Source organism: Paenibacillus sp. WC2504, assembly GCF_052682475.1.
On the sequence record NZ_JBQZFH010000001.1, the window covers coordinates 7,400,035 to 7,426,558 of the forward strand.

Genomic DNA, 26,524 nt, shown 5'->3' on the forward strand with positions numbered 1-26,524 from the left:
GCAAATAGCCGCCTCAGTCACGCTTAGGCAGCTACACACGGAGCATTCTGCATGTAATCTTCACGCTCTCCATCATGCTAATGTCAAAAGTGTTCTCAACAGCTCCCCGGGGGTGTTTACCAAATAATCCGGTTGTCCTCGAAGCAGCAGTCGCGGGGCGTCATACCCCCATGTAACGGCGACGATCGGCACACCTAACTTTTTACAGGCCTCGATATCCCTTAATTCGTCTCCAACATAAATCATTCGCCCGGGCGTTGTGCCCCACTGCTTCATGACTTTGCGTATGGCATGGTGCTTGCCGAAAAGAAGTTTAGCCGAGATCACTTCCTTAAAGGAGCCTTCCATCTTGTTATTTTTCAGAAATGTACGAATGTTTGCCTCCGAATTGGAAGAGAGTATGGAGCTTTTCAGCCCATGGGAAGATAACCTGGCTATGATTTCCTTCATTCCCGGCACCACGTGAAGCGTGCGAATGTTTTCTTGATACATCTGTCTTCCGGCGATAATAAGCTTAGGAATCTGCAGGGCCGGCACGCCTAACCGATCAACCCGCTCCGCAATTGAAAGTGTTCGGAGAAGCGCAAGATCCTGTTCGCGAATCTTGCGAAACTGATGCTGTCCCGCTATTTCATTGTACAACTTAACAAGCAAAGCCCTGGAATCGACAAGTGTCCCATCAAAATCAAATAGGATATGTTTTACCATTCAGTTGTATATAGAAACAGGGCCGGCCCCTCAGTCGGCACTTCTTTGATTTGATTATTCGCGAACTCCTCAAGCGGATCTTTGGCGATATGCGGATTGCTGACGATGCGAAGATCTTCCCACACACAGGATACCCCACGCCCATAGTCGTCTGCATTTCCAGCAAACATTTTACATCCCTGACAGAAGTGTTTCTGTTGATTGGCATCTAGCTTAACAATTTTATTCCTTAGACAGCAGTAAATTTCATCATCTGCATTACATACATTAACGTGAGTGATTAGAGCCATATGCATGTCAACTCCTTGCGGCGCATTTTGTGTGTAATAGTAAGTTTATAGCACTACTATTAAGTGTATGACAGTTTTTTGTAAACGGAATAAGATTTCTCATGACAAGCTGCCTAAATTTGCTACAATGAGGAAATGTTACAAATCCGATTGGAGGAACACCCATGCAAGATTGGATGCATTACGCCATCCCTGCCGTTTTAATTTGTTTTTTCATCTATCGTCGAACTAAACGCACCATTGGCTTTCAAAAGCTTGCTAAGGGCCGGCTCAAATTCCGGCTCACGCTGTTCAGCATCCTGGGAATCGCCATTTTCCTGCTGGGCTTCGTTCATCCGATCCATTTCATCGGCTATTTAATCGGCCTTGCTGCCGGCGCGGGACTAGGGCTTACCGCCATTCGCCACACCCGCTTCGAGCACCGGGCCGACGGCTGGTATTACCGCACTCATCTATGGATTGAGATTGCTGTTCTCGTGCTATTTCTCAGCCGGATTATTTATCGTGTAGCTTTCATCGCGCTTTCTCCGAATGCATCCAGCATGAATCCCGCTGATCCGACACAATTTACAAAAGATCCGGTGACAGCCGGCGTATTCTTCATCATCGTCTCCTACTACATCCTGTTTTTCGGCTATCTGCTGCGTGAAGAGTCCAAACTGGATCCAGACGCAACGCTTTCAAGTACTTCTAGCAGTGAAAGCTCCCCCCAAACTGTCAAATAGTAAGACATAACAACCCTCAAGGTCTGAAATTACTCAGATCTCCTGAGGGTTGTCTTATTTTTAATGCTGCTAAACATCTATGCCGATAAATTTTGTGGTATCCTTCATAGATATACTGCTTCTTGTTGCTTAGTCGCTTCGAATTACTTTTTTATAAAGCGCTTACATAAAATAGAGGCAAAAGTCCGGCGTTCTAGGGGGAAACTATGAAACGAACTATTTTTATACGTCTTTTGCTGCATTTAACCATTGCCGTCGTGTTGATTACACTTTTGGTCGGTACACTCGTTTACCGATATACAGATTCGATGCTGCGAGAAGAAGTGCTCCTCCATAATCAGGAATTGCTCGGGCAATCGAGGAAAATGGTCGAGCAGGCACTTGGAGAAGTGAAGCAATCAGCGGCTTCGCTCGCCCTGCACTCCGATCTACAGAAAGCGGTATGGCTTTCATGGGATTTGGAGGAGGAGTACCGATTTTTGAAAAATACCGAAGATCTCATCACCGAACGGATCAATTCCTCCACGTACCTGGACTCCATCTATTTGTACAGCGCCCAAAATCAAAAGTTGATCTCCTCCTCCGGCATCACCGACTTGCAGCAGTTTTCATACAAGCAAGGGGTGCAGCAATTTATGGAAAGCAAACATATCTACGATTGGCAAGCGGTACATCTGGAAGAAGGCGATCATTCCGTCAACGTCATGACGTTCCTTTTCTCCGTTCCCATCTGGGGCATTCAGAAGCAAGGCGCGATCCTTATGAACTTGAAAGAGGATGTGCTGTACAGTGCTGTCGTCAATTCGAATAACCGCAAGCTAGGGAATATGGCTATCTTAAACCAGGAAGGCGAAGTGCTCTCGTATAAGGATAAAAGCATGCTGCTTAGCCGGTTTAATCAAGCCGACATCCAGCGGATCCAGCGCGAGAAGGAAGGCTCGTTCACGGAGAAGATCAACGGACAGGATACCCTTGTTTCCTTTCTGACCTCGGATGCCAACGGCTGGATTTATTTGACTTTGAATCCGTCAGCCGAAGTCTTTAAGAGATCTCACGAGGTCATCCGCGTGACGCTCCTGATTTCCTATATCGCTTTTTCCCTGGGAATGCTGATGATGATTATCGTATCCATCAGGTATTACAAGCCTGTAAGAAGAACGGTGCACATGATTTCAACGCTGCTGGACAAGCCATTCTCCAAAATGCACGACAGAGATGAGTTCAGCTACATCGGCGATTCGGTCAATCGGCTTTATGTCGAAAAAGAAGCATTTAAAGAAAAATTTCGCGGTCAAGAACTCGTCATTCGGGATCACGTTGTACTCAGCCTGCTGTCGGGCAAGACGAATGACAACGAGTTGATGCGCCAAATGCAGTACTATGAGCTGGATTTAGATCACACTCATTTCATTGTGCTTGTACTTCGCATTCATGTGGGTGCCGATATTCCGGCAGGGCCTGAGGAGCAGGCGCTAAACTTACTGCATTTTCAGGTACGCGCCATCTGTGAGGAGCTCATCGCAGCTTGTGGGAAAGGGCTGTACGTCAGCCAGTTCCACAGCCGTGATGTGCTTATTATGAACGCCGGTCATTGGGGAGGCCCTCAATCCGCCTACCATTATGCGAAGGAGCTGGCGATTCGGTTGCGCAACCGGGTGGCTGACGAGCTGCACGGAACGGCAGTTACAGTTGGCATCGGCGGGAAATATGAAAAGTTAAGCGAGATCTCCCTCTCGTATAACGAAGCTTTGGATGCTTTGCTGTACGAGCGCATTGCCGGCAAAGGCAGCATTCTAAGCATTTCAGACTATCAGTCCAACCATGTGGACCGAAGTCGCTTCACCGCCTGCAGGCAGCTTGTGGACAAGCTGATCCATGAACTCAAAACGTGGAACACGGATAAGGCGCTGCAGCTCAAGGACGAGCTGATCGAGCGGCTTGCGAGCGATGAGCTCGTGGGCTTTCCTTACAAGGATATTATGTTGACTCAGCTTCTTCATGCGCTCATGACCGTTCGTATCGAGCTATGCGGAGGCGAAGAAGACGGCAGTCCAGACTTGATTTTGGCATTCAGCAAAAAGAACAGCCTGGAGCAAGTGCGCGTCGACCTCGATCTCGTTATACGTGACATCGCTGAAAGGCTGGAAGGAAAGCGGGAGATCAAGCATCAAGACGTCGTCGAGAAGCTGGTCGAGTATACCAAGCGGAATTACCGTGAGCCGATCAGCTTGCAGACGCTTGCGGATATGGCCTTGATGAACAGCCAGTACGTGTCCAAATTGTTCAAAGAAGTGACCGGGAAAAATTTCCTCGACTATTTGACTGAAACACGCTACAACGAAGCTTGCCATTTGCTTGAACAAACGTATTTAACAATAAACGAAATTGCAGAAGCAACCGGATTCGGGCAGAAACAAAATTTGATACGTACATTTAAAAAATACTGCGGTTTAACGCCTTCCGAATATCGGAATCAGCGATCTGTGCAGCGCATTAAGGGGTAAAAAGCAACAATTGATACTAAAATGAAAATCTGATACCTAATCAAAATCGAAAATTGAATCCATATAACGGTATTGATTCTTGCCCGACCTCCCCCTCCTTCTTATGATGAAAGTGCAGTCACAAATGCAGGAGAAGAGAGGGGGAAAAAAGCTATGTCAGTGCCAATGACGACAATTACACGCAAACGTCAGCTTCGTAAAACGACTTTTTGGAAACGTTTTCTGGCCAACCGTTATTTGTATGCCATGTTGTTGCCTGCGCTTGTCTATTATACGGTGTTTCATTATGTACCGATGTACGGGGCGCTTATTGCTTTCAAGCAGTTCAGCATCACCAAGGGCATTATGGGCAGCCCATGGGTCGGATTCCAGCATTTCACGTATTTATTCGAGTTGGAAAAATTTTGGCAAGTCTTTTGGAATACGATCGTAATCAGCTTGTACAGACTCATCTTTGGGTTCCCGCTGCCGCTTATCGTCGCTATTCTACTTAATGAAGCCCGTAAAATCATGTTCAAACGGAAAGTTCAAACCATCATCTACTTGCCTCACTTTATTTCCTGGGTCATTATGGGCGGACTCTTGATCAGCTTGCTTTCTACAGATCAGGGCGCCGTTAACAATGCCGTCCGTTCGCTATCCGGAGAACCGATCGGATTCTTAACCGATGAGCGTATTTTTCGCAGCACGTTGGTAGGTTCGATGATCTGGAAGGAGTTCGGATGGAATACGATCATTTACATGGCCGCTCTGGCTGGACTAAATCCGCAGCTGTATGAAGCCGCCGTGATGGACGGGGCGAATCGGTGGCGGCGAATCTGGCACATTACGCTGCCTGGCATCCGCGGTACGATTATCATCTTGTTCATCCTGCGGATTGGCAGCTTAATGGAGGCAGGATTTGAGCAAATATTTGTTTTGTATCATCCTGGCGTTTATCGCGTAGCCGACATCATCGACACTTATGTTTACCGCATCGGGCTCACCGAAGGGCGCTACAGCCTGGCTGCCGCAGTCGGTCTGTTCAAATCTGCTATCAACTTCACGCTGCTTATCGTCGCCAACTGGTTGTCCAGAGCGCTCGGTGAGCAGGGTGTGTATTAGGAGGGACAGCTATGCCTAACAGCAGCTTAGGGAGCAAAATCTTCGATTCGCTCAATTACGTGATCCTTGCTCTATTAGCGTTACTAACGATATATCCGTTCTGGGATTCGCTGATTGTCTCGATTACACCGATGCAAGAGAGCGTGACTTCGAGTTTGCATCTAATTCCAAAGAGCGTGACATTCGAGGCTTATCAATACATGCTCAGTCTGGAGCAGCTATGGACATCTTACGGGATCAGTATTTTCATTACCGTCCTGGGGACAATCATCAGCATGATCGCAACGACAATGGCCGCCTATGCCCTCTCAAAAAAGCAGCTTCCCGGCGGCAGAACGGTCATGTTCTTGATCATTTTTACGATGATGTTCAGTGGTGGCATTATTCCGACTTACTTGGTTATTAAGCAGCTTGGCATGATGAACACTGTATGGGCCATGATGGTTCCAACAGCCATTACAACCTACAACCTGATCATCATGCGCAGCTTTTTCAGCTCCATACCGGAAAGCTTGGAAGAGTCCGCCAAGCTGGACGGATGTAATGATTTCGGCATTTTGCTAAGGGTGGTCATCCCCCTTTCCATGCCGGCGCTGGCGACGATCGCCCTCTTCTACTCGGTTTCCAGGTGGAACGAATTTTTCACGGCGGTCATGTACATTACAGATAAAAAGATATGGCCTCTACAGCTCTTCCTGCGCTCCATGCTGATTGATAACGAGGCCGCTTTCCAATCGGGAGGGGACAGCCCTTTCCTGCTCGGTCCATCCGTCAAAATGGCGACGATTATGATATCCGTGATTCCCGTTATTCTTATCTATCCATTCTTTCAACGTTATTTCGTACAAGGGGTTACGCTTGGAGCAGTTAAGGAGTAGCAAGAATCGTAATTTGAAGTATAGGAAAATGAGGAGGAACAAGCATGCAATTGCCAACAAAATGGGTAAGTTTTGCATTAGCTTCAATACTTGCATTAACAACGGCAGGTTGTTCTACTAAAACGGACAATGCGAACCTGGCGGAGAACAGCGCAAAAAACGGGCAGCCCACGAAGCTGGTGTTTCTGACATCGGGCGATGCGGCCGCTAAGTCGATTCAACCCGGGGACCGAATTATTGCTGAAATTAACAAGCGACTAGGTATTGATCTCGAGGTCAGAACCGTTCCAGAGGGCGGATATGAGAAAATCAGCGTAGCCATGGCTTCGGGCGATATGCCGGATGTCGTAACGATTAACTATCCTTCGGCTTCCGTGAGCCAATGGATCAGTGAGGGGTTGCTAGTCCCGCTTAACGACTATTTCCCCGTTATGCCGACCGCGAAAGCGAAAATTGAGGCCAATTTCAAGGGAACGGCTGTTGACGGAAAGTATTATGGATATCCATTCGTCGAACTCGATCGCTCCAATCAAGCGCTTGCCTACCGGGCGGACTGGCTGGAAACGCTTGGGCTGAAACCGCCCGAGACACTGGATGACTTTTATCAAACCATGAAAGCCATTGCTACGCAAGATCCGGACAAAAACGGCAAAGCGGACACCTATGGCCTAACGGGAGTTAAGAGTACGGGGTTTAACAGTTCCTTTAACTTTGTATTTTTTGCCTATGGTTTGCCTTACTCGGATTGGGCGCTAGATAACGGTGGGAAGGTCATTCCCATTTTTGAACATCCCGCATTTAAGCAAGGCGTTCAGTATATTCACAAATTGTGGAGCGAGAAGCTAATCGATCCCGAATTTTTGCTCAACGACACGCAGCAGCGCGAGCAGAAGTTTTATCAAAGCAAGGTCGGATTCATGGCCCCGGCTCTGTACCGCCATGTGAATCGACTGGAAACAAGTTTGCAAAAAGTGAACCCTAACGGCAAGCTTGGATTCATGGCTCCGCCTGCAGGTCCGGAAGGAAAGCGGGGTTTGGCGCAGGCCCCGAAGAGCGGCTTGTTCACGGCTATTACGAAAAGTGCGAAAAATCCGGAAAAAGCAGCTAAATTCATTGAATTTATGCTCTCCAAAGAGGGCCGGGATTTGCTGGAGCTAGGAATCGAAGGCGTCCATTATACCAAACAAGGCGATAAAATTACTTATAATGAAGAAGAACGGGCAAAAGATAACTTTGCTTCGAACGGATGGTCTCATCCACTTGCCTGGGGTAGTGTCGTTTGGCCACTGACAGAAACCTACTTGCCTCAAACCGAGCCTCAAGCGGACAGGGCTAAACAATCCGTAGAGATTGCCTCCAAATATTTGGTTACGAATTTGGTCAACACGACAACGCCGGAAGAAATTGAACGAGGCAGTGTCATTAATGAACTGGCCAATCAATATTATTTGGATATGATTACGGGCAAGAAGGATATCGACAGCGGGCTAACCGAACTGTCCAAGAAGTGGCGGGAACAAGGCGGAGACAAGGTGCTGGAAGCTGTCAATAAAGCTTATTTGGCACAAAAAAATAAGTGATGGAGGCGAATGAACGACGATGAGTACCGATCAAAAGCAGGGTTCGACGCAAGCAAGCCGAAATGAGCAGCCTAACATTGTGGTCATCCTATCGGACGACCACGGGGCGTGGGCTATGGGATGTGCAGGCAATCACGAGATCCGCACACCTCATCTGGATCGCATTGCAGACCAAGGGATGAGGTTCTCCAGCTTTTTCTGCACCTCGCCGGTCTGCTCGCCGGCACGTGCTTCGCTGATGACAGGGCGCATTCCGTCCCAGCACGGTGTACACGATTGGATCAGGGATGGCAATGTGGGCCAATCCGCCATCCAGTATTTGCAGGGGCAGACGGCGTACACCGATGTGTTGGCTGACGCCGGTTACGTTTGCGGGCTAAGCGGCAAATGGCATTTGGGAGACAGCATCACACCGCAAAAAGGGTTCACGCACTGGTATGTGCACCAAAGCGGCGGCAGCAATTATTACCATGCCCCGATGATTCGCGACGGCGAACTGGTGAATGAGCCTGGCTATTTGACCGACGTCATCACGGACGATGCGCTCTCCTTCTTAGATCGGCAGGACGGCAGCAAGCCGTTCTACTTAAGCGTCCACTACACGGCGCCTCACAGTCCATGGATCGATAATCATCCGCAGGACATTGTCGATTCTTACGATAGCTGCGAGTTCGAAACTTGTCCGCAGGAGCCCAAGCATCCATGGTCGATCAAAACAGCGCCATGGTCGGATGATCAACGGGAGAATTTGAAAGGTTACTTTGCCGCTGTGACCGCCATGGATACGAATATCGGCCGTATCGTAGATAAGCTGGACAGCATGGACATTCGCAAGGATACCCTGCTTATTTATATGGGAGACAACGGCTTCAACTGCGGCCATCATGGCATATGGGGAAAAGGAAACGGTACGTTCCCGCAGAACATGTTCGATACTTCCGTCAAAGTACCGGCTATTTTTAGCCAGCCAGGCATCATTCCCCAAGGGCAAGTTTGCGATAATCTCGTAAGCGGGTACGATTTTATGCCTACGCTGCTTGCTTATGTGGGCTGTGAGCAACCGAATACCACTAAGCTTCCTGGATCAAGCTTCCACTCCCTCCTCCTGGGCGAATCGGCTCCTATGCGTGAGCAGGTTGTCATTTATGACGAGTACGGCCCTGTGCGGATGATTCGGACGACCGACTGGAAATATGTGCACCGCTACCCTTATGGCCCGCATGAGCTATACAATTTGGCCGAGGATCCTGATGAAAGGCATAATCTGATCGACCTCCCCGGAACGCAAGAGCAGAGCGTCGCGATGAGAGGAGAATTGGAAGCCTGGTTTGCCCGCTACGTCGATCCGATGATTGACGGCGCCCGTGAAGGTGTAACCGGATTCGGGCAAATCGGCTTGGCCGGCGTTCATGGAAAGGGGAAAAAAGCCTATTTTGAGTAAGGCACAGGGCTATTGAGCCGTGTCGTTAAAATAAGCTAGAATACGACACCGCCATTCGAGCGACATTTTATCCAAAGTACGTTAACCTATGAAAAATGATTCATAGGAGGACAACCATGATGAGAGATTTGGAATTCATTATAATGGGTGTGTTCGTTGTAGGTATCATGTTCTGCATGTTTGTAGATGTGCTCATAAAGGACAAAGCGATGAGGTTCTCCTATCAGAATCAACTTGGGAATGAAAGCAGTGAAAAGTCCTCTAAGGTCATTGAGGTATTTGAAGGGCTTGCAGATTTCGGAGCCTATGAGGAGACAATGCCACTGCCCTTGTCTTCCGTACAAAAACGGGAAGTTGTTTACCCGATGTATATCGATTGCAGCCGCAATACGCTCCAAGCGCAGCCACCTGCGTGCTGAGTACGTGCCGAGGACTCGTGGTGCGCAGCATCCTATCGCCTAAAAAGGGAATGGATTCAGGGAATCCCCTGTGTCCGTTCCCTTTTGTTCGGCTGCTTCACCGATTCCGATTCCGATACAGCAGAAAAATAAAAAACGGAGCGCCAATGGCTGCGGTAAACACGCCGGCCGGAATATCCAACGGAGGAAACGCCGTTCTTGCCACGGTATCGGAGATCAAGACCATCAGGCTTCCAATAAGCGCTGATACGGGAATTAATCCCCCATAGGAGGGAGCGACCAGCTTTTTGGCAATATGCGGCGCAATTAATCCTACGAAGCCAATCGCGCCGGCAACTGCCACGGCCGAACCCGCCAGCGCCACGCTGATGAACAACAAAAAGAAGCGATGCAGCTGAACGGTAGCCCCCAGCCCTGCAGCCAGATCATCTCCCATCTCCTGCAAGTTAATATGTCTGGCAAAATAGAGCGCCAATGGAATGAACACAATGACCCAAGGCAGCAAGGTATACACGTTGTCCCAAGAAGCGCCGTAGACGCTCCCAGTCAGCCAGGTATATGCTTTAGTCGCTGAATTCATCGGGCTAAGCACGATCATTAACATCGTTAATGAACTGGTCGCTGCCGAAATTCCGATCCCGATTAGAACGAGCCTCGTAGGGGTAATTCCTTTATGCCAAGCCAATAAATAAATGATAAGGGACACGAAGGCAGCCCCCACAAAAGCAGCTACAGGCAACCAATGGATGCTGAAAGTACCTGCAAAATAAGTAATGAACGTAACTGCCGCTAATGTGCCCCCTCCAGTTACACCAATAATATCAGGTGAGGCAAGAGGATTACGGATTATTCCTTGAAGAATCGATCCAGCAACACCTAGCGAAGCGCCCACTAGGATCGCTACTATAATCCGTGGAAGCCTCAGCGTTCCGATCACCAGTTCGTGCTGCGGGGTGCTTTGTCCAAAAATCGTTTTCAACACATCCTGCGGTGTTATGAAATTGCTGCCAAGCCCTGTACTAATTAAGAACATCACGATTGTCAGCAATGTCAGACCGGATATAACAAGGAGTGTCCTCCCGTGAAAAAGAAAAGAAAACCTGCCGGTCTTACTTCGATACACGATTAACCGACTCATGACGATGACGTCCCTCCTTTCGAACGCAGCCCTTTTCTAGCGGTATAGATGAAAAAAGGCACGCCGATCAAAGCGGTCATAACACCAAGCGGTACCTCTCCGGGCATAATGACAAACCGGGCAACCAAATCAGCCAAAAGAAGCAAAATAGCCCCCAAAACAGCACAATATGGAATCACCCAACGATAATCGAGGCCAACAACAAACCGGGCAATATGCGGAATCACAAGACCGACGAAACCGATCGAACCGGCGACAGCCACCGAGCTGCCTGCTAACAGGATCACGGTTATGGCTACCGTCACTTTAACTAACCCAAGCTTCTGGCCCAAACCTTTGGCAACATCGTCACCCGAAGCAAGAATGTTAACAGGATGGGCCATCACCAGCGCTGTAACGGCGGCAACTAACATATAAGGCAGCACCGGAATCAGCGTATCCAGGTTTTTGCCCGCCACAGCCCCTGCTAACCAAAACATGACATTCTGTAAAGTAGCCTCACGAACGACCAACATCCCTTGCGTAAACGAACTGAATAGAGCGGTCATCGCGGAACCGGCCAATACAATTTTAATCGGCGTCAGTCCCTCTCGCCCAAGAGAACCGAGGAAATATACAGCGAAAGCAGCAATACCTGCCCCAGCGAAGGCAACCCATATCAATTGGTCAATTGATGTAAGCGGTAGAAATGTAATCGCGATGACGACAAAAGAAACGGCCCCTGCATTAATGCCAAAAATACTTGGGGACGCTAAAGGATTCCGTGTCAGCGCCTGCATGAGCGCACCTGCAATGGCTAAGTTCCCTCCAACCATTGTAGCGAATAGAGCCCGGGGAATCCGGGTCGTTCGAATGATCACTTGTTCGTTCGATTTCACATCGTAATGAATCAACGACTGTACAACCGAAGCAATGCTTGTATGCGATGAACCAAGCACAACACTTAGTACAAAGGATAATACAAAAATAATTATCCCAAACACCAAACCCAGCGCTTTATAAGGTGTCTGGTGCAATAATGGTCTCACAGGGATCCTCCTCATATACATTTACTGTAAAATTAAGGGAAGGCCGTTGACATAAAGGTCAACAGCCTCAAATTTCCAATTATTTCGTCACACCATAGAATTTATAAAGATCATCAATTATTAGAGATGCTGCTAACGGGCCGGAACCGTTATTCCACGTTGCTGCATTCACTTCGAATACTTTATTTGCTTTAACAGCTCTCAAATTTTTCCATAGCGGGGAGTCACTCCAAGCTTTTCTTAACTCCAAGCGTCCATCCGTACGATTTGCCGTTTGGTCAAAAATGATGTCTGCATCCATCTGTGTGATATTTTCTTTGGATTGCAGCTGAATGCCCCACTCTTTGCCGCGTTGGTTAGCTGGGCGTGTGATACCGAGTTCCTCTAAAACAGATGCCGAGAACCCTGTGTACACGATACGGGCATGATCCACACGGAAGTCAACGATACCGGCTTCCAGTTTCAACTTATCTCCCATTTTCGCTTTAAAATCCGTTACTTTTTTATTCCAGTCAGCCAAAAATTTAGTTTCAGCATCCTTCGTATTCGTCGCTTCAGCTGTCAATTTCAATGAGTCTTTCCAGAAATAAACGTCTTCCGTCATCACCGTCGGTGCAATAGCTTTTAATTGCTCATAAATTTTTTCATCACGGAATTTACTTCCGATAATAAGGTCCGGCTGCAGAGCAACCAATTTCTCTAGGTTCGGCTGATTTTCCGACCCCAGGTTCGTAACGCCGTCCATTTTGTCCTTGATATAGTTGTACCAAGGCTGCTCAATCCACGCCTCAACCGCTCCAACCGGTTTCACACCTAAAGCCAAAGCAGCGTCTGTCGCCCCTTGGAACAAAGTCACGACTTTTTTAGGCGTACCTTTGATTTCCGTCGTACCCATCGCGTGCTTAATCACTCTGACGCTATTCGCGTCCGCAGTCGCCTGTGCCGGCGCTTGCGTCTGTGCGGCTGCCGGAGCCGCTTCCTGCTTAGGCTGGCAGCCTGTAAATACAGTTACCATTGAAAGCATTGCAGCCAGTACTAGTGTTGCTTTTTTTTGCCTTACCATTTTTGTTGATCCCCCTACATATATATTCGATAAATGATATTGATTCTCATTCTTATTATACGGAAGTGCTTGGCAATGAAAATGGACATTCGCGACAACTTTTTTGGACTTTTCTGACAATCATCCCCGTACTTCCAAACCTAACTACGTGTTACCAGTTCATGTTCAAGCGTTAAACCTAAATGCTCTCTCAACGTGGAACCTGTATATTCCGTGCGATAAATACCTCTTTTCTGAAGCTCGGGAATCACTTTATTCACAAAATCATCCAAACCCCCTGGCAAGAGCGCAGGCATCAAATTAAACCCGTCTGCCGCCCCGTTCACCAACCAACGCTCCATTTCGTCTGCAATCTGCACAGCGGTTCCTGCAAAAGTAAAATGCCCCCTGCCCCCGGCTGTCCGAATAATAAGCTCACGAATCGTCAGGTTTTCCCGGCGTGCCAGATCGACGTATAGTTGGAACCGAGCTTTTTGCCCTTGTATCTCGTCTATGGATGGAAGATCCTCGAGCGGCACCGGACCGTCCAGCGGATACTGAAACAAATTGATTTTGAGCAGATCCGATAAGCTCCGAATGCCATATTCCGAAACAGCCAGCTTATTCAGCTCTCTCTCTTTAGCCTTAGCTTCCGCTTCCGTGTCCCCGACAAAGGGGATAAACCCTGGCAATATTTTCAATTTATTCTCGGAGCGCCCAAACTGCTTCAATCTGCTTTTCACATCGGTATAAAAGGCAATCGCTTCCTCCATCGTGTTCTGCGCCGTAAAAATCACTTCCGCCAACTCGGCAGCAAACTGCTTGCCATCCTCGGATGAACCGGCCTGCACCAGGACAGGGTGCGTTTGCGGAGAACGCGGGATATTCAAGGCCCCTTTTACAGAGAAAAATTCACCGGCAAACTCAGCGCCCTTAATCCGGCTGACATCGGCATAGATGCCTGACTGCTTATCAACCAGCAGTGAGTTTTCTGACCAACCAGCCCACAACCGTTTAACAACCTCCACGAATTCCTTGCCGCGTTCATAGCGAACTTTATGCTCCAAATGGTGCTCCTTGCTAAAATTATGCGCAGTTGCATCCCCTGTCGAGGTCACAATATTCCATCCCGTCCGACCTCCGCTAATGTGATCGAGAGAAGCGAATTTCCTCGCAATATGGTACGGCTCATTGTAGGTAGTCGAGGCTGTTGCCGTCAGTCCGATATGCTCGGTCACGGCCGCTATCGCCGATAGCAGCGTGAACGCTTCAAGCTGAGGAATGACCCGATATTTAATTAACGGGGTTAACCTGTATTTTTCAGCTAAAAAGATAGAATCCATTTTGCCGCGCTCGGCGGTTTTGGCCAGCTGCTGGTAGTAGTCCAGACTTGTCGCCAGCTGCGGCTGCGCATCCGGATGCCGCCATGAGGCTTCATGATGGCCTGTGCTCAAAATAAACAAGTTCAAATGCAGCTGTTTCTTCGGTTCGTTCACTCCTATCACCTCATATACTGGAATTTACCTATACCGGCAGGACGTAGCCGTATTCTTTTCTCCTCTGCTCTTCTTTCTGCTGTTTCTCCAAAGCCTTCAAGCCGATTTCCGTCGCTTCGCTCGGATTGATAACGAAAACACCGTCATCATCCCCCACGATCAAGTCGCCGGGCTGAATGCTTACCCCAAATACGCTAACAGGCGTATTGACCTTGCCCTCCAGCTTCAGCGTCCGCGTGGTGAGCGCGCTGATTCCCTTGGAGTACACGGGAAAGCCGAGCCCCGTAATCGCGCGAACATCCGCAGCGCAGCCGGAAACAATGACACCGGCAACCTTTTTGGCTATCGCCGCATAGGTTCTGAATTCTCCCCAACAAGCACGCTGCTCATCACCGGACATGTCAATCACGAGCACATCCCCGGGCTGCACCAACTCCATAGCCTTAGTAATGGCGCTGGAGTCAATATGCGGTGTACGCACCGTTACAGCGTTCCCCAGCAGCCGAATCGGCCTGAACAGCGGCTGAGCGCCGTGCAGAAAGCCGAAGTCTGTCATATGACCGATCGTAGAGGGGCTAATGTCTTTATACAGATCCAGAAGTTCAGGCGTTACGCCTTGTACCCTTGGTTCAATACGAAACATACGTGATCACTCCTATCGTTAACATTGTTAATTATGCGCGACTCGTCAGCTGAGCTTCTTTGCTCAAGTCCTTTGACTGATGTGCCTCACTCAAAACATGAAAGGGATTCGCCACCTCGCCTTGACCAAAAGGCATGCTGCCCGGAACGCGCAGCGCCTGCTTCTTAAGAAGCGGACGCACAATCTGCTTCCATGGCCAAGCAGCCTTAACGAACAGCGCGTCATTCAGAACGTTCGCTACTTCATCCGGCAGTTCTGCTTTCTGGATGGCTTCCTCTAGGCATGAATGGAGCTCTTTCCACAAGAAGGCTTCGTTCAAGCCGTAGTAGTGCGCAACACTCTTCAATATGGCGTAACTGTTCACCTGAATGCCTAGCATTTGGAAAAAAGTCAACAGCTTTTGCGGCTGATCGTGATACAGCGAGTTCGGATATCCCGCACGGAGCGTGTACGCCGGGTCTTCAAGACCATTCGCGTTTAACCAAGGCACATGCACGCGCAGCGCATCATGATCGCGAAGCAGCAGGCCTTCGATTTTGCCTTGTTTCCAAACCAGCACGCAGTTCTGACCGTGCACTTCCGGCATCATCCCGAGTCGGAACAAGCGGAAGCAGATCTCGAAATAGGACACCAGCACTTCACGAAACAGCTGCACGACGGCATCGGTATTAAGATCCGATCCTATCCATGTTAACCACTCATCAAATAGATGCCCGTTTTCCACGGATTCGTGAACCGATAGCGCCGACATCGGCAGCAGACGAATATCAGCATCTTGGACAAGCTCTGCCGGATATTCCCGAATCATCGTCGATAAATGTCTTGGATAGTCCGCGAACAAATCGCGATCTTCCGGCAAATACGCCCACCATTTCGTTTCATCGCATAAAAACAGCTTTTGTTTCAGCACGGCATCCCGCTCCACGGCTTGTCTCATCAATGACTCCGCCTGCTGCCCGTTCATCAGCTTAATCGCTGATAAATAACGGAGTCCGCCAAGTGAATAAATGCCTAACGGCAGCTTCACATGATAAGGGCTCTCATTTTCCGGCATTACGGAACGCACGGACGACGTTGCGTAGAAGGTGCCCGTTTCCGTCTCCAAAGGAATGCAGATCTTCTCTTCGAGCTCCCTTTTAATCTGCTCCGGCAAAATCGCGGACATCTGCCACGGATGCACAGGAATCGCTGTATACGCGCCTTCACCTAGACCGCGTCGGTCCAGCTCCGCGTTGATTTGGTTTCGCTCCTCCTCCGAAAGCAGCAGGTCTACCGGGAACAACTCGCGCCCTTCCTCAAGCCCGGATACGACGTAATCTTGCTTCACAGCCATCCAGTTCAGCGTGATCGGACGGCCGAATTCAGCCGTGTAGCTGCTGCACTCGTCATAAGCCCACCCTTGCTTCACTTTGGACACCGGATGAAAAGGCCGGTCACGGTAAGCCGCTTTGCGTTCTGCCTCCAGCAAGGAGGCCGCCTGCGGCAATGCAAGAATAGGCGCTCTCGGCTGTTCATTTTCCAGCGAAAATGAGGTTTGCAGCAGCGTTTGTTCGAGCATATGCAGGAATTTCACCGCTCCATATGGATCGACCGCCACCGGGTCATTGGCGTAAAGAGTCGCAACATGCCCCATAAGCTCCAGCGAGCCGAGCCTGGACAGTTTTCCTTGGTTCACTTTAAACACACCGTAGGAAGCTTCAAACCGATATGGCTGTGTGATCGACGTGCTCACTGGAAACACAATGACGGCATCCTCCAGCTTCCACCGGTATACATGAGTTGCCTGTGCTTCGACCTCAGCTCCAAATTGCTGCTGAACCATTTTCAACTGATCGTCCTGAGAGGCAGTTGAAGTCCACTCTTCTTTGGCCAGCAGCTCTACAGACGCATGACCTTCTAGAAATTGTTCCGCCAGTAAAGCATTCACCAGATCTTCCATTACCCGTTGTTCAGCCTTATTGCCCTTCTGTTTGTTTGGCATTATATATGGCCTCCTTGTGAGAAACGATAATGTGCTAAGGGGTTCGGAACATGCTTTGGATCGACTTCCATGTCCTTCCACAGCCTTCTACGCGCTAATTGTTCGATCCGAATTGTATCGGAGAAGAGATCATATTTTTTAAAATTATCCTCATGCTCGGGGTGCTCCTGTTGATACTGCTGAATCACATCGGCGACCATTTGCCAAAACTCCGACTCTTCAAGCTCGTAACGCTCGTTCAAAAATATCCCGATATCGCCTAAACACACGAAGAAAAAGGCGCTATGCAGAAAATCTTTCACGGCTTCCAAGTCATCCGTTTGCATATAGGAATGCCGGTTGATTGCCCGGTGCGCTGCAGGTTCTAAGTTCAGATCCGGACAAAGCTCCGGCTGCGGAAGCTGCGCTTTGGAGAATCGCAAGCCATCGTGGAAATCCTTCAACGCCAGTCGAGCAGGCAGGCCGTCCTGATGGATGAGCACGATATTTTGAGCATGCGACTCCATCGCCAATCCGTGCGCATACAGCATGTGAATCAGCGGGGTTATCGCTACATGAAGCAGCTGACGCGTCCAGGCCTGGAGGCCATATTGCTCTACCCACGGCTCAATGAATGGCTGCTGACCGTCTACATACGTGACTGAGCTCAGCGGAATAGCGGCTTCGCCGTTTTTCAAGAAACGGTGTACGCTTCGTCTCCACACGGCCCCCAAGTTCCCGTAAGCCTGCGGCTGCAAGTCACCTGGAAGCTTATCGTACTCATAGGTAATGCCTGCATATTCAGCCAGAAAAACAAGATCAAGCTTTTGAGCCGTCTCATCTTTCTCCGTCAGTGATAACAACCAACGTGAAACAAGCGGCGCGTTCAGAATCGTATGCTTCGCCAGCATGCGCCTGGTCGATGTATTCGTAATATTCAGCGCCATTTTCAAATAAGCTCTCTCTGGGTTCGACTGATTCGCCCAACTGCGAATGGATTGCTGCGCACGGTATACATCATCCCCACACCCAAGCTTCACGATTGTAGAATCCACTAGCTGCTGCTGAAAGGCAGAGGTAATCATGTGTTCCCACTGCCAAGGATGAACAGGCATGAACAGATAATCGGCCGCATTCAACCCTTTTTCGGTCAAATTCGCCTCGAACCAGCTAACAACGTCACGGCCAAGTTCATCCTGAATCATGTTCCGATAATCTTCGCCTTCCAAAAGGGAAAGCTGACAATGAGCCTTAGCAACGGCCAGCCATACAGGCTGCAGATCTTGATTAAACTCAGGGCCGTAACGTGCATTCTCCTCTAAGCTGAAGCCGATTCGAGATTTATAGCACGGGTGATACGGATGGCCGTCCAGCAAGCTTTCCAACTCATCATAGCTGCGCTGCTGCCCTGTTTGTGGCAAAGATGTCCGGTATGCCTGAGCCTGCACATCGTTCACGAACGTGCTTTGCAGCTCTTGAAGCAGCATGCCCAGCCGTTCTTTGTCCGGCTGAATCTGGCCAAGCACTTCCAGGACGAACTGAGACACTTGCGCAGTGGCCCATTCTTCCTTCCCCTTCTGGCGCTTGATCGTATCTCTGGCTAAACGGATGCGGTCAAAGGTCATTTTTCTTTTTGCCTGAAAACGGTATGCAACCGTCTCCCCGTCAACCGCTTTCCCTTGCAGAACAAGCTCCCCATCAAATCCGGAAGCCGGCACCCCACTTAAGGGGATGGCAATTTGCTCATAAAGAACAGCTTCAATTAACTGGCCAAGCACCCGTTCCTCTACTTTTTTATCCAAATCAACTTGGCTTGCAGATACCCATTGTGTCGTATTCATTCGTTACACCTCAATTGATTATTTCCTGACCGACAGCCAGGGCAGCTGTTTCCTTGCGCTGCGTGATGTGGGGAAACACGTTCACTCTCATCCAAATGTTACTCATAATTAGCAATCCGGCTGCACACAGGAAGATCATCGGCAAGCCAAAGTTCGACGCGATGACGCCCATACCGAGTGAGCCTGCCAAGCCGCCAAGCAGCACTGCGCAGTTAACATAACTGTATGTGCGGCTCTCCATACCAGCCGGTGCATACTGCCGAATCAGCACATTCATCGATGGCATCATGCCGCCAATGCAAGCGCCGGTGCAAAACCTTAAGACAATTAACTGCCACAACTGGTGGACAAACGCCTGCGGGATCGAAAACACAATCGCACCAAGTACCGCATAGACAAAAATGCGATGCGAACCGTATTTGTCGCCGAGCTTGCCCAGATACGGAGCTGTGATCATATTGGCAATCCCCATGAATGCTGAGGTGATCCCTACCAGAACGACCAGATTATCGGATCCGGCCGCCAAATGCTGTACATATAGCGGAATGAGCGGCAGGGTGCCGATCATTGCCGCCCTTAATATTGCGGAGGAGACGAAAAGCGAGGCAATTGGCTTTCTAGCCACAATGATTTTAAAATCCTGAATCAGATCTGTTTTCTTTTCCGCTTTCACTTTCTTCTCGAACTTTTCCTTAACGCCGAAAATAACGATTAGGGCGGCTACAAAAATGCTGATGCCGGTATAAAAAAATACCTCTCTCAGGCCGAAATGGTCAGCCATCAAGCCGCCCAGCAGCGGCCCGCAAATCGTTCCGGCTACCGCCCCGGAGTGTAAAATACCCAGCGCATATCCGCTGCGCTCTTTCGGCGTATTCGTGGCGGTAAGGGCGATGGCCGCCGGGCCGAACCCGGAAAGCACGCCATTGACGAGGCGCAGCAGCAGCAAATGCACCGGGCTGGTGGCAACGCCCATTAACGTAATCGTGACCGCCATGCCGATGCCGGATCGGACGAGCATCACTTTGCGACCATAGCGGTCGGCCAGCTTCCCCCAGATCGGGGAGAACAGAAAGGCCGTCAACAGGTTCGCTCCGTAGATCATACCGGACCAGAAAAGCACCTTTTTCGGATCCGTAAGTCCAAGTTCTTGTAAGTACAGCGGTAAAAAGGGGGTGATGCTGCTCGTTGAGGCCATAGCCAGAAATTGACCGACGTATAAAATGTAAAGATTCCGTTTCCACTTCTCCACAATTACACCTTCATCGGATTCGGGATGTCGACAAACAACGGTTTTTCTCCCCTAGATAAAAAGCAGCTTGTAAAGTTGGCTTTCGCAGGCAGGCTTTCGCTATGCAGCAAATCGTCAAGGTAAGGAAGCATCCTTTCGTCCGCTCTCGAACGCTCTTGTTGGAGCACGTCCTGGACAATGCGCCAGTATGGCTCCTCGGCTTCACGGCTATAGGCCGCAATCGTATGAACTAGAGAACCTAAGTGATTCACGAAGAAATAATATTTCGTTCTCATCCAAGCTTCAGACTCTTCGTAGAGCACTGGGCTGTTCTCTGCCAGCAGCTTTTGAGTCCAGCCGGCTTTAACTGCCTTGCGGCGGTCGATGCTCACACCTTCGAGGTCACGCACATAGAAGCAATCGGGCATGCCATTCTTCAAGGACACGAGCGAGTTCTGCAAATGAGCCTCGAAGGAGATTCCCTGCTCGGCTAGAAGACGCAGCAGCGATACCATCGAGATTCGCAAGTATGCAGCCAACCACTCCCGCAAGTCAGGCAGCGTCCCCTGCCCGCTTTGTCTAATTGCCTGGATCAGTTTAGGCTCCGTTTGCCCTGGCAAGCTTTCTAATGCCGAAGCCAGTACGTACGAGGATGGGTTAGGAAGCTTCATTGGACGGTAAATGACCGTGAAACAGGCTGACCATTCCTCTGGCATCTCCGCCAACTTAACACTGCTGTAGCCCGTTTCGGAAAGAATCTGAAAATGATCATTGTTGCACGCATTCTTAAGATGATGCAGCACACGTGCCGCATCCATTGTCCGTTCTGCTTGCTCCTGTGTATTCTCGCGCAGCAGATTCGTGATGCGAACATGCAGCGGCAGCTTGAAGCCGTAGCCTCCGGCCGGTTCCCACACTGTTCTTACCGATGAAGTCGGATATACGACAGGACCGCATAAACCAAGGCTGATGATATCCGATTTCTTCATCCTTTCCTGAATTTGCGGCTGGCGCAGGACGTGAACCGCCTGCCAAGGATGCATAGGCAGCAATTTGTAGCTTCCTGCTGCATCGCCTATTTGCTGACGCGCATGCAGAGTAGCAAAAGGCCGAAGCGCCACGGCTTCTTCTCCATCCAGCCACTCTTCATGCACCAACTCTTTGCGGACTGCAAAATAATGCAGTTGAAAGGAAGCACCCATCTCAGGGCTGTAAGCGGCAAGCTCACTAAAGTCAAAACCTTCGGTGCTTTTCGGATAAGGATGGAACGGATGACCGATATAGAGCGACTGCTCCGAGCGGACGTATTCCGGCTTCCAGGCGAGTTGCGACTGGGTTTGATTAAGAAAATGCTCCATATACAGGCTCATTTTCCGGTAGCTATTGTCGATTCGGGATCTAACCCGCTGTTCGTCATTAAGACCATTTTCAGCCTTATCACTTTTTCCCAGCTCTGCGAGCAGCAGCGTAAGCAACCGCTCCAGGTTCAGCTCACGAAATACACCACCGGATATGGCTTCATAAAAGAACGATCCATACGTATGCTGGCCAATAGCCGAGTAATACGTTATGGCCCCGGTGATCGTTTTGCCGATCATGGGAAGATGAAGCATAAACGGATCGCCTTGCTTAGGAAAGGAATCAATAAAATATCGTAATCCGGGGATTGCTGCCCTTGGGTCTCTTTCTCCGGTTTCTCTCAAATAGCTGTTTAGCAATGCGCGTATGGTCGCCGTTTCCGCCAGCTCCGTGCTTTTCGCGGTTGCGTCCGTTTGCTGTTGTAACATTCGTGGTCGATCTCTCCTCTCTCTACCGCTCCGCTCACGCATCCAAAGCAGCGCAGGCCGCATGAACAGCTTCACTGAACAGACGCGCAATTTCATCCAATTGCTGCTGCGTGACGATCAGCGGTGGCAAGAACCGCATGACGGAAGAATGTCGGCCTCCGACTTCCAGGATTAGCCCCCTGTTGAAGCACTCCTGCTGTATCCTTCTAGCCAACTCGGGATACTGAGGATAATGGCAAAGCCGATCCAACGCTGCTTTCGCGTTGACGATTTCTACGCCGACCATTAAGCCTCTTCCACGCACATCTCCGATACAGTTCACATCAAGTTTCAACTCGTTTAAATGCTTGCGCAGATGTTGGCCAAGCTTCTCTACATTACCTGGTACGTCATGCTCCTTAATGAACTTCAGTGTAGCCAGACCTGCCGCCATCGCCATCTGATTGCCCCGGAACGTGCCGATATGCGCGCCTGGCTTCCATACATCCAATTTGCTGTTATAAATGACAACTGAAAGAGGCAAGCTTCCGCCAATCGCTTTGGACAGCACCAGCACATCCGGAATGATGCCGGCATGCTCGAAAGCAAACAGCTTACCGGTCCTGCCAAGCCCTGTTTGCACCTCATCAATAATGAGTGGAATATTCCGCTCTTGCGTAATTCTCCTCATTTCGCGAAGCCATTCCACAGGTGCAGGGATAGACCCGCCTTCGCCTTGCACGACCTCAAAAATCATGCCGGCCGGAGAAACAATGCCGCTTTCGGGATCGTCGAGTAAATTTTCGATATAGCGGGAGGAAAGCTCATGTGTCTGTTCTCCGCCGACGCCAAAAGGGCAGCGATAGGCATAGGGGTATGGCATGAAGTGTACATCCGGAATCAGGCCGTTCACCTTTTCTTTTTGCCCAAGCGTTCCGCTTAGGCTCATGGCCGCATGGGTTGATCCGTGGTATCCGCCTTGGAAGGACAAGATGCTGCGGTTGCCTGTAGCCGTTTTGACAAGTTTAATCGCAGCTTCGATGGCGTCTCCGCCTGTTGGACCGCAGAACTGGATGCGTGCGTTCTTGGCGAATTCCTCCGGCAAACTGGCAAACAGCTCATCCACGAATTGCTCCTTGAGCGGAGTCGTCAAATCCAGCGTGTGCAGCGGTCGCTTGCTGTCCAGCATTTGCTTGATCGCGTCAACGACCACAGGATGATTGTGACCGAGCGCAAGCGTCCCGGCTCCTGCAAGGCAATCGTAGTACACCTTGCCGTCCATATCTTTTACGTAAATTCCCTCCGCTTCTTGTATCGCAATCGGAAGCCTTCTAGGATACGATCTCGCATTGGATTCCCGCTGCGATTGGCTTTCGAGATAGCGCGTATTTTGGGACTGTTTCGTGACAGTAAGATTAACCATTATTGCTTCACTCCTTCAGATCTTGTTTATTTGATGTTATCTACATAATAATGATAATCATTATCATTTAACATAATTAGCATACCAAACAAGTCCGAATACCGTAAATTCTCCGATCAGATAATATCACTACTCCGATTGAAGCATCACCTTACTCTCACTGCCCCCATATTGAAGTATTTTTTTCACCGTATAAATAAAATCTGCGCCCGAAACATCGATATTGAGTGCTTTTTTCATATTCTGAATATGTTTCTTGACGGTATTTATACTTACATAAAGCTCTTCCGCAATTCGTTTAATCGAATAATGGTTGCAGAGCATCTCGGCGATTTGCCGCTGCCTCTCACTCAAGCTTTCCATTTTCCCACTTTGCGGTTCATCCCCATCATTCTCGCCATTAGCCACCGTTCGCGAAGAAAGCCGATCTTCCAGATCGGCTCCCCCATATTCAATCGTGACTTTCACCGATTCATTTATCTTGAGCCGCATCACCTGATCAACGACAATTTGATGCAAATCGATCAGTTTAGCACGTGCCAATTCATCCTCCGCACTGGAATCGATCGTCAATCGCACTTTGGTTAAGGTCATATTCTCTTCTCCATCCGTATATAGTAGGTGACTCTCACACTAGTATCTCTATACCGTCGGCAAATTTTCTTGCAGGAAAGCTTCTGCTATCTCATCCAAGATAAGATCGATGGCAATAGGACCGTAATATCCGATCCACATTGTTGTATTAACCGAGTACACTTGATTGGCTTGCACGGCCCTTAGACGCTGCCACTCTTCGGATTTCTGATATTCACTAATCAGTTCTTTGTTGGAATCGTCAGTTAAAACTAGTAAGCGATCAACATGTTGAAGCGACTCCAGGGAAATCCACTTGCTGGAACTCTCCTTATCCTTAGCGCAATCCGGGGCTTGAATCCCTAGATCTCCGTACAGGATATCCGCTGTGCGATGTGCAATCGTATGAAGCCGAATCTGATAATCGCGCGGTCTGATTAAAGCAACTGTCTCGCCGCCTAACTTGCTTGCCAACGCAGCCTGCAGAGTAGCTATCTTATGCTCATAGGAGGCTAATACGTAAGGAACCTCTTGCTCTTTGTCCAAAATCTGCCCGAATGTTTGAAGCGTAGAACGCCAATCCGCATTCCGATCCAGCAGCAGCGTCGGCGCCATCTGAGCAAGCTCGTCATATTTATGCGCCTGAAACTCCGTGCAAATAATAAGATCGGGCTCTGCCAGCCTAATCGCTTGGAGGTCAGGCTTCTCCTTAGTCCCCATCAATTGGATGCCACTCAGCTGATGTGAAAGATAGGCGGGGAATTCCGAAACATCCGATGTAGCAATCACCGTGCCAACGGGCTGTGTGCCAAGCGCCAACAACTGATCGATATATTGCGCATCGAGTACAACAATTTTTTCGGGTATTTTGTCCAGGGGCAGTTCGCCTTTAAGATGTGTGATCGTACGAGTTGTCTGTACAGAAGCCATAGCAGTCGACTCTGACGTCCCTCCGACTACTGCCGTAGACTGTACCAAAGCTCTTTTTGTATAAACTAAACTCCCGTCTGCCTGAGCGCTCACAGCGGCCGGTCCTGAACATACACTAAGGAGCAAGGCAAGCGTCATCATGAAGCCAATGGCAATAGAAGACTTTGGACTTGAGTTGGCATAGGACGTCATACTTCCACCCAGATTTCGATAATGATATTCATCCTCACCTAACCCACTATACGTTTGCAATTTACTGGGAACAATAGGAAAATGCGACAAAACCAATGGATTTTGACGACGGAAATCAGCCTGACCCGACTTCTCCCTAAATCGGCGTGGAGAGACGCCAACATGCTTTTTAAATATTCGGCTAAAATAGTAACTGTCCGCATATCCAACGTCCTCTGCAATTTCGGTAATCGGTACGTCTGTGTGTTGCAGAAGCGATTTCGCTTTCCCCAATCGGACCTGCATCAAATATTCCATTGGCCCCATGCTGACCTGCGCTTTGAATAGCCGCTGCAGTTGTCGTCCGTTGCAGTCCAGCAGCTCCGCCAATCCCTGCAGCGTAATTTGCTCCGCATAACGTTCCTGCATATAGCGAATCGCTTGACCGACAGGCTCTGGGCCTGTCATTTCGCCGCCCTGCTCCTGTAATTGCTGCAGCATCTCATAGACAAAACGGTGAAATAACGCTTTGACATGGAACTTTTCCAATGCGCCAAGCTGTATCCATTGTTGGTACATTTCTTCCATCTGCAGAAACAAGGAGAGCGAATGCTGCGGCATGAATCCAAACTGCAATTTAAATGGATTGCTTTTCTCCTGCAGTCGCAGCAGATCTTTCCTGGCAGGAAGCGCCAGAACGGCTTTATAGAACACCATAAAATACTCAAAAGTCTCCATAACATTGACAATATCAAGAAAAGTGCCCTTGCCCGCATGACAAACATGACATTTATCCGCTGAATACACCGTATGATCAAGCAGCAACTGTGCCCTTCCCCGAGATGCATACAGAAATACACTCGCCGGAAGCTGATAACCATGTATACTTTCACCTGGCTGCATAGTCGTACGACGTACGTCCAACACTTTCAGCGCCGCATGATTCCAAAGCAAGATTTGCTCCTGAAAAGACAATATCCGTTCACCTCCTGGTATTTGTTGGGTGATTACCTATTCAATAACTTTATTATATTGATACTGATAATCAATATCAATTGTTTTATCTAAAAAACCCTTTATATCCATTCCCCTCCAATCAGAAAAGAAAAAGGCGCCCCCAAAGTCATCAAATGACCGAGGAAGTGCCTTTTTTCCGGTTATAATACTATCCAATCAATGGAGCCGCTTGCCCCAATGTGCCCTCTACCTCGTTTCCTTCTTTGCGCCAATACTCAATTCCGCCTAACATTTCTTTCACTTTAAATCCAAGTCCAGATAAACGGGCTGCGCCTTTCGTACCTCCATTGCATGCTGGCCCCCAGCAGTAGACAACAATCACTTGGTCTTTGGAAAATGCAGCGGTCGTCTCCTCATTGATCTGGTTTGACGGCACATTGATTGCACCGGGGATATGACATTCCGTATACGCCTTACTGCTCCTCACATCAATCAGCAAGAAATCATTGATCCCATGCTGCATGTCATAGCGCACATCCGCTACATCCGTTTCGACCGCTAATTTATTCATAAAATGGCGATGTACAGCCTCCGGTGAAGCAGCAGGTGTTTCCAGGACTAGTGAAATTAAGGGTTGTTTGTTCATAATGAAGACCTCCATTTGAGTGTTATTTTCAAT

The 26,524-nt window shown here is 49.1% G+C and carries 22 protein-coding genes; 7 read left to right on the forward strand and 15 right to left on the reverse strand.

The window, feature by feature from the left end; all coding sequences use genetic code 11:
- Positions 1–72: 72 nt before the first annotated feature.
- Entirely contained in the window at positions 73–708 is a 636-nt protein-coding gene (locus tag ACUN27_RS33735; RefSeq protein WP_315955794.1) for an HAD hydrolase-like protein, read from the reverse strand.
- Entirely contained in the window at positions 702–998 is a 297-nt protein-coding gene (locus ACUN27_RS33740) for a hypothetical protein (protein ID WP_157323947.1), read from the reverse strand. The genes ACUN27_RS33735 and ACUN27_RS33740 overlap by 7 nt, the downstream gene beginning before the upstream one ends.
- A 164-nt stretch (positions 999–1,162) precedes the next feature.
- On the opposite strand from ACUN27_RS33740, the gene ACUN27_RS33745 reads away from it, so the two are divergent.
- The 7 genes from ACUN27_RS33745 to ACUN27_RS33775 all read left to right on the forward strand — a co-directional run bounded on the left by ACUN27_RS33745 (position 1,163) and on the right by ACUN27_RS33775 (position 9,649).
- Positions 1,163–1,723, forward strand: coding sequence for a hypothetical protein (locus ACUN27_RS33745; protein WP_326060735.1), 561 nt, complete (start codon positions 1,163–1,165; stop codon positions 1,721–1,723).
- A gap of 206 nt (positions 1,724–1,929) precedes the next feature.
- A complete protein-coding gene (locus ACUN27_RS33750; RefSeq protein WP_315955792.1) occupies positions 1,930–4,227 on the forward strand; it encodes a helix-turn-helix domain-containing protein in 2,298 nt (765 codons plus the stop codon).
- A 153-nt stretch (positions 4,228–4,380) separates the two neighbouring features.
- On the forward strand, positions 4,381–5,331 hold the full coding sequence (locus tag ACUN27_RS33755) for an ABC transporter permease (protein WP_445560358.1): 951 nt from the start codon (positions 4,381–4,383) through the stop codon (positions 5,329–5,331).
- A gap of 11 nt (positions 5,332–5,342) precedes the next feature.
- Positions 5,343–6,209 (forward strand): carbohydrate ABC transporter permease, encoded by an 867-nt coding sequence (locus ACUN27_RS33760; protein ID WP_315955790.1) that lies wholly within the window; start codon positions 5,343–5,345, stop codon positions 6,207–6,209.
- A gap of 44 nt (positions 6,210–6,253) precedes the next feature.
- A complete protein-coding gene (locus ACUN27_RS33765; protein ID WP_315955789.1) occupies positions 6,254–7,789 on the forward strand; it encodes an extracellular solute-binding protein in 1,536 nt (511 codons plus the stop codon).
- A 19-nt stretch (positions 7,790–7,808) separates the two neighbouring features.
- On the forward strand, positions 7,809–9,230 hold the full coding sequence (locus tag ACUN27_RS33770; protein WP_445560359.1) for a sulfatase-like hydrolase/transferase: 1,422 nt from the start codon (positions 7,809–7,811) through the stop codon (positions 9,228–9,230).
- A 116-nt stretch (positions 9,231–9,346) separates the two neighbouring features.
- A complete protein-coding gene (locus ACUN27_RS33775) occupies positions 9,347–9,649 on the forward strand; it encodes a hypothetical protein (RefSeq protein ID WP_326060740.1) in 303 nt (100 codons plus the stop codon).
- Positions 9,650–9,746: 97 nt separating this feature from the next.
- Here the strand turns inward: ACUN27_RS33775 and ACUN27_RS33780 are convergent, their stop codons facing one another.
- The 13 genes from ACUN27_RS33780 to ACUN27_RS33840 all read right to left on the reverse strand — a co-directional run bounded on the left by ACUN27_RS33780 (position 9,747) and on the right by ACUN27_RS33840 (position 26,491).
- Positions 9,747–10,787, reverse strand: coding sequence for a FecCD family ABC transporter permease (locus tag ACUN27_RS33780; protein WP_445560360.1), 1,041 nt, complete (start codon positions 10,785–10,787; stop codon positions 9,747–9,749).
- Complete coding sequence (locus tag ACUN27_RS33785) at positions 10,784–11,815, reverse strand: FecCD family ABC transporter permease (protein ID WP_445560361.1); 1,032 nt, start codon at positions 11,813–11,815, stop codon at positions 10,784–10,786. The genes ACUN27_RS33780 and ACUN27_RS33785 overlap by 4 nt, the downstream gene beginning before the upstream one ends.
- 79 nt (positions 11,816–11,894) lie before the next feature.
- Entirely contained in the window at positions 11,895–12,878 is a 984-nt protein-coding gene (locus tag ACUN27_RS33790; RefSeq protein WP_445560362.1) for an ABC transporter substrate-binding protein, read from the reverse strand.
- A 140-nt stretch (positions 12,879–13,018) separates the two neighbouring features.
- The gene (locus ACUN27_RS33795) at positions 13,019–14,353 is read right to left on the reverse strand and encodes an LLM class flavin-dependent oxidoreductase (RefSeq protein WP_445560363.1); all 1,335 of its coding nucleotides are present in this window, start codon (positions 14,351–14,353) and stop codon (positions 13,019–13,021) included.
- Between the two features lie 28 nt (positions 14,354–14,381).
- Entirely contained in the window at positions 14,382–14,996 is a 615-nt protein-coding gene (locus ACUN27_RS33800) for an RraA family protein (RefSeq protein WP_315955782.1), read from the reverse strand.
- 31 nt (positions 14,997–15,027) lie between these two features.
- Complete coding sequence (locus ACUN27_RS33805) at positions 15,028–16,977, reverse strand: IucA/IucC family protein (protein WP_445560364.1); 1,950 nt, start codon at positions 16,975–16,977, stop codon at positions 15,028–15,030.
- A complete protein-coding gene (locus ACUN27_RS33810; protein WP_445560365.1) occupies positions 16,977–18,797 on the reverse strand; it encodes an IucA/IucC family protein in 1,821 nt (606 codons plus the stop codon). Before ACUN27_RS33810 ends, ACUN27_RS33805 begins: the two co-directional genes overlap by 1 nt.
- 10 nt (positions 18,798–18,807) lie before the next feature.
- Positions 18,808–20,046, reverse strand: coding sequence for an MFS transporter (locus ACUN27_RS33815; RefSeq protein WP_445560366.1), 1,239 nt, complete (start codon positions 20,044–20,046; stop codon positions 18,808–18,810).
- Between the two features lie 2 nt (positions 20,047–20,048).
- Positions 20,049–21,812: an IucA/IucC family protein gene (locus ACUN27_RS33820; RefSeq protein WP_445560367.1), complete on the reverse strand. Its 1,764-nt coding sequence runs from the start codon at positions 21,810–21,812 to the stop codon at positions 20,049–20,051.
- A 34-nt stretch (positions 21,813–21,846) separates the two neighbouring features.
- Positions 21,847–23,214, reverse strand: a complete 1,368-nt coding sequence (locus ACUN27_RS33825; RefSeq protein ID WP_445560368.1) for an aspartate aminotransferase family protein — start codon at positions 23,212–23,214, stop codon at positions 21,847–21,849.
- A 129-nt stretch (positions 23,215–23,343) separates the two neighbouring features.
- Complete coding sequence (locus tag ACUN27_RS33830) at positions 23,344–23,808, reverse strand: helix-turn-helix transcriptional regulator (RefSeq protein ID WP_445560369.1); 465 nt, start codon at positions 23,806–23,808, stop codon at positions 23,344–23,346.
- A gap of 48 nt (positions 23,809–23,856) precedes the next feature.
- Positions 23,857–25,863 carry a helix-turn-helix domain-containing protein gene (locus ACUN27_RS33835; RefSeq protein WP_445560370.1) on the reverse strand — a complete coding sequence of 669 codons (2,007 nt, stop codon included), beginning with the start codon at positions 25,861–25,863 and terminating at the stop codon, positions 23,857–23,859.
- Between the two features lie 190 nt (positions 25,864–26,053).
- Positions 26,054–26,491: a rhodanese-like domain-containing protein gene (locus tag ACUN27_RS33840; protein ID WP_315955774.1), complete on the reverse strand. Its 438-nt coding sequence runs from the start codon at positions 26,489–26,491 to the stop codon at positions 26,054–26,056.
- Positions 26,492–26,524 lie beyond the last annotated feature (33 nt).

Bases quoted from the DNA above. Each gene is read 5' to 3' on its own strand.
- ACUN27_RS33735 (WP_315955794.1), bottom strand. From the start codon at position 708: ATGGTAAAACATATCCTATTTGATTTTGATGGGACACTTGTCGATTCC.
- ACUN27_RS33740 (WP_157323947.1), bottom strand. From the start codon at position 998: ATGGCTCTAATCACTCACGTTAATGTATGTAATGCAGATGATGAAATT.
- ACUN27_RS33745 (WP_326060735.1), top strand. From the start codon at position 1,163: ATGCAAGATTGGATGCATTACGCCATCCCTGCCGTTTTAATTTGTTTT.
- ACUN27_RS33750 (WP_315955792.1), top strand. From the start codon at position 1,930: ATGAAACGAACTATTTTTATACGTCTTTTGCTGCATTTAACCATTGCC.
- ACUN27_RS33755 (WP_445560358.1), top strand. From the start codon at position 4,381: ATGTCAGTGCCAATGACGACAATTACACGCAAACGTCAGCTTCGTAAA.
- ACUN27_RS33760 (WP_315955790.1), top strand. From the start codon at position 5,343: ATGCCTAACAGCAGCTTAGGGAGCAAAATCTTCGATTCGCTCAATTAC.
- ACUN27_RS33765 (WP_315955789.1), top strand. From the start codon at position 6,254: ATGCAATTGCCAACAAAATGGGTAAGTTTTGCATTAGCTTCAATACTT.
- ACUN27_RS33770 (WP_445560359.1), top strand. From the start codon at position 7,809: ATGAGTACCGATCAAAAGCAGGGTTCGACGCAAGCAAGCCGAAATGAG.
- ACUN27_RS33775 (WP_326060740.1), top strand. From the start codon at position 9,347: ATGATGAGAGATTTGGAATTCATTATAATGGGTGTGTTCGTTGTAGGT.
- ACUN27_RS33780 (WP_445560360.1), bottom strand. From the start codon at position 10,787: ATGAGTCGGTTAATCGTGTATCGAAGTAAGACCGGCAGGTTTTCTTTT.
- ACUN27_RS33790 (WP_445560362.1), bottom strand. From the start codon at position 12,878: ATGGTAAGGCAAAAAAAAGCAACACTAGTACTGGCTGCAATGCTTTCA.
- ACUN27_RS33800 (WP_315955782.1), bottom strand. From the start codon at position 14,996: ATGTTTCGTATTGAACCAAGGGTACAAGGCGTAACGCCTGAACTTCTG.
- ACUN27_RS33805 (WP_445560364.1), bottom strand. From the start codon at position 16,977: ATGCCAAACAAACAGAAGGGCAATAAGGCTGAACAACGGGTAATGGAA.
- ACUN27_RS33810 (WP_445560365.1), bottom strand. From the start codon at position 18,797: ATGAATACGACACAATGGGTATCTGCAAGCCAAGTTGATTTGGATAAA.
- ACUN27_RS33820 (WP_445560367.1), bottom strand. From the start codon at position 21,812: ATGTTACAACAGCAAACGGACGCAACCGCGAAAAGCACGGAGCTGGCG.
- ACUN27_RS33825 (WP_445560368.1), bottom strand. From the start codon at position 23,214: ATGGTTAATCTTACTGTCACGAAACAGTCCCAAAATACGCGCTATCTC.
- ACUN27_RS33830 (WP_445560369.1), bottom strand. From the start codon at position 23,808: ATGACCTTAACCAAAGTGCGATTGACGATCGATTCCAGTGCGGAGGAT.
- ACUN27_RS33840 (WP_315955774.1), bottom strand. From the start codon at position 26,491: ATGAACAAACAACCCTTAATTTCACTAGTCCTGGAAACACCTGCTGCT.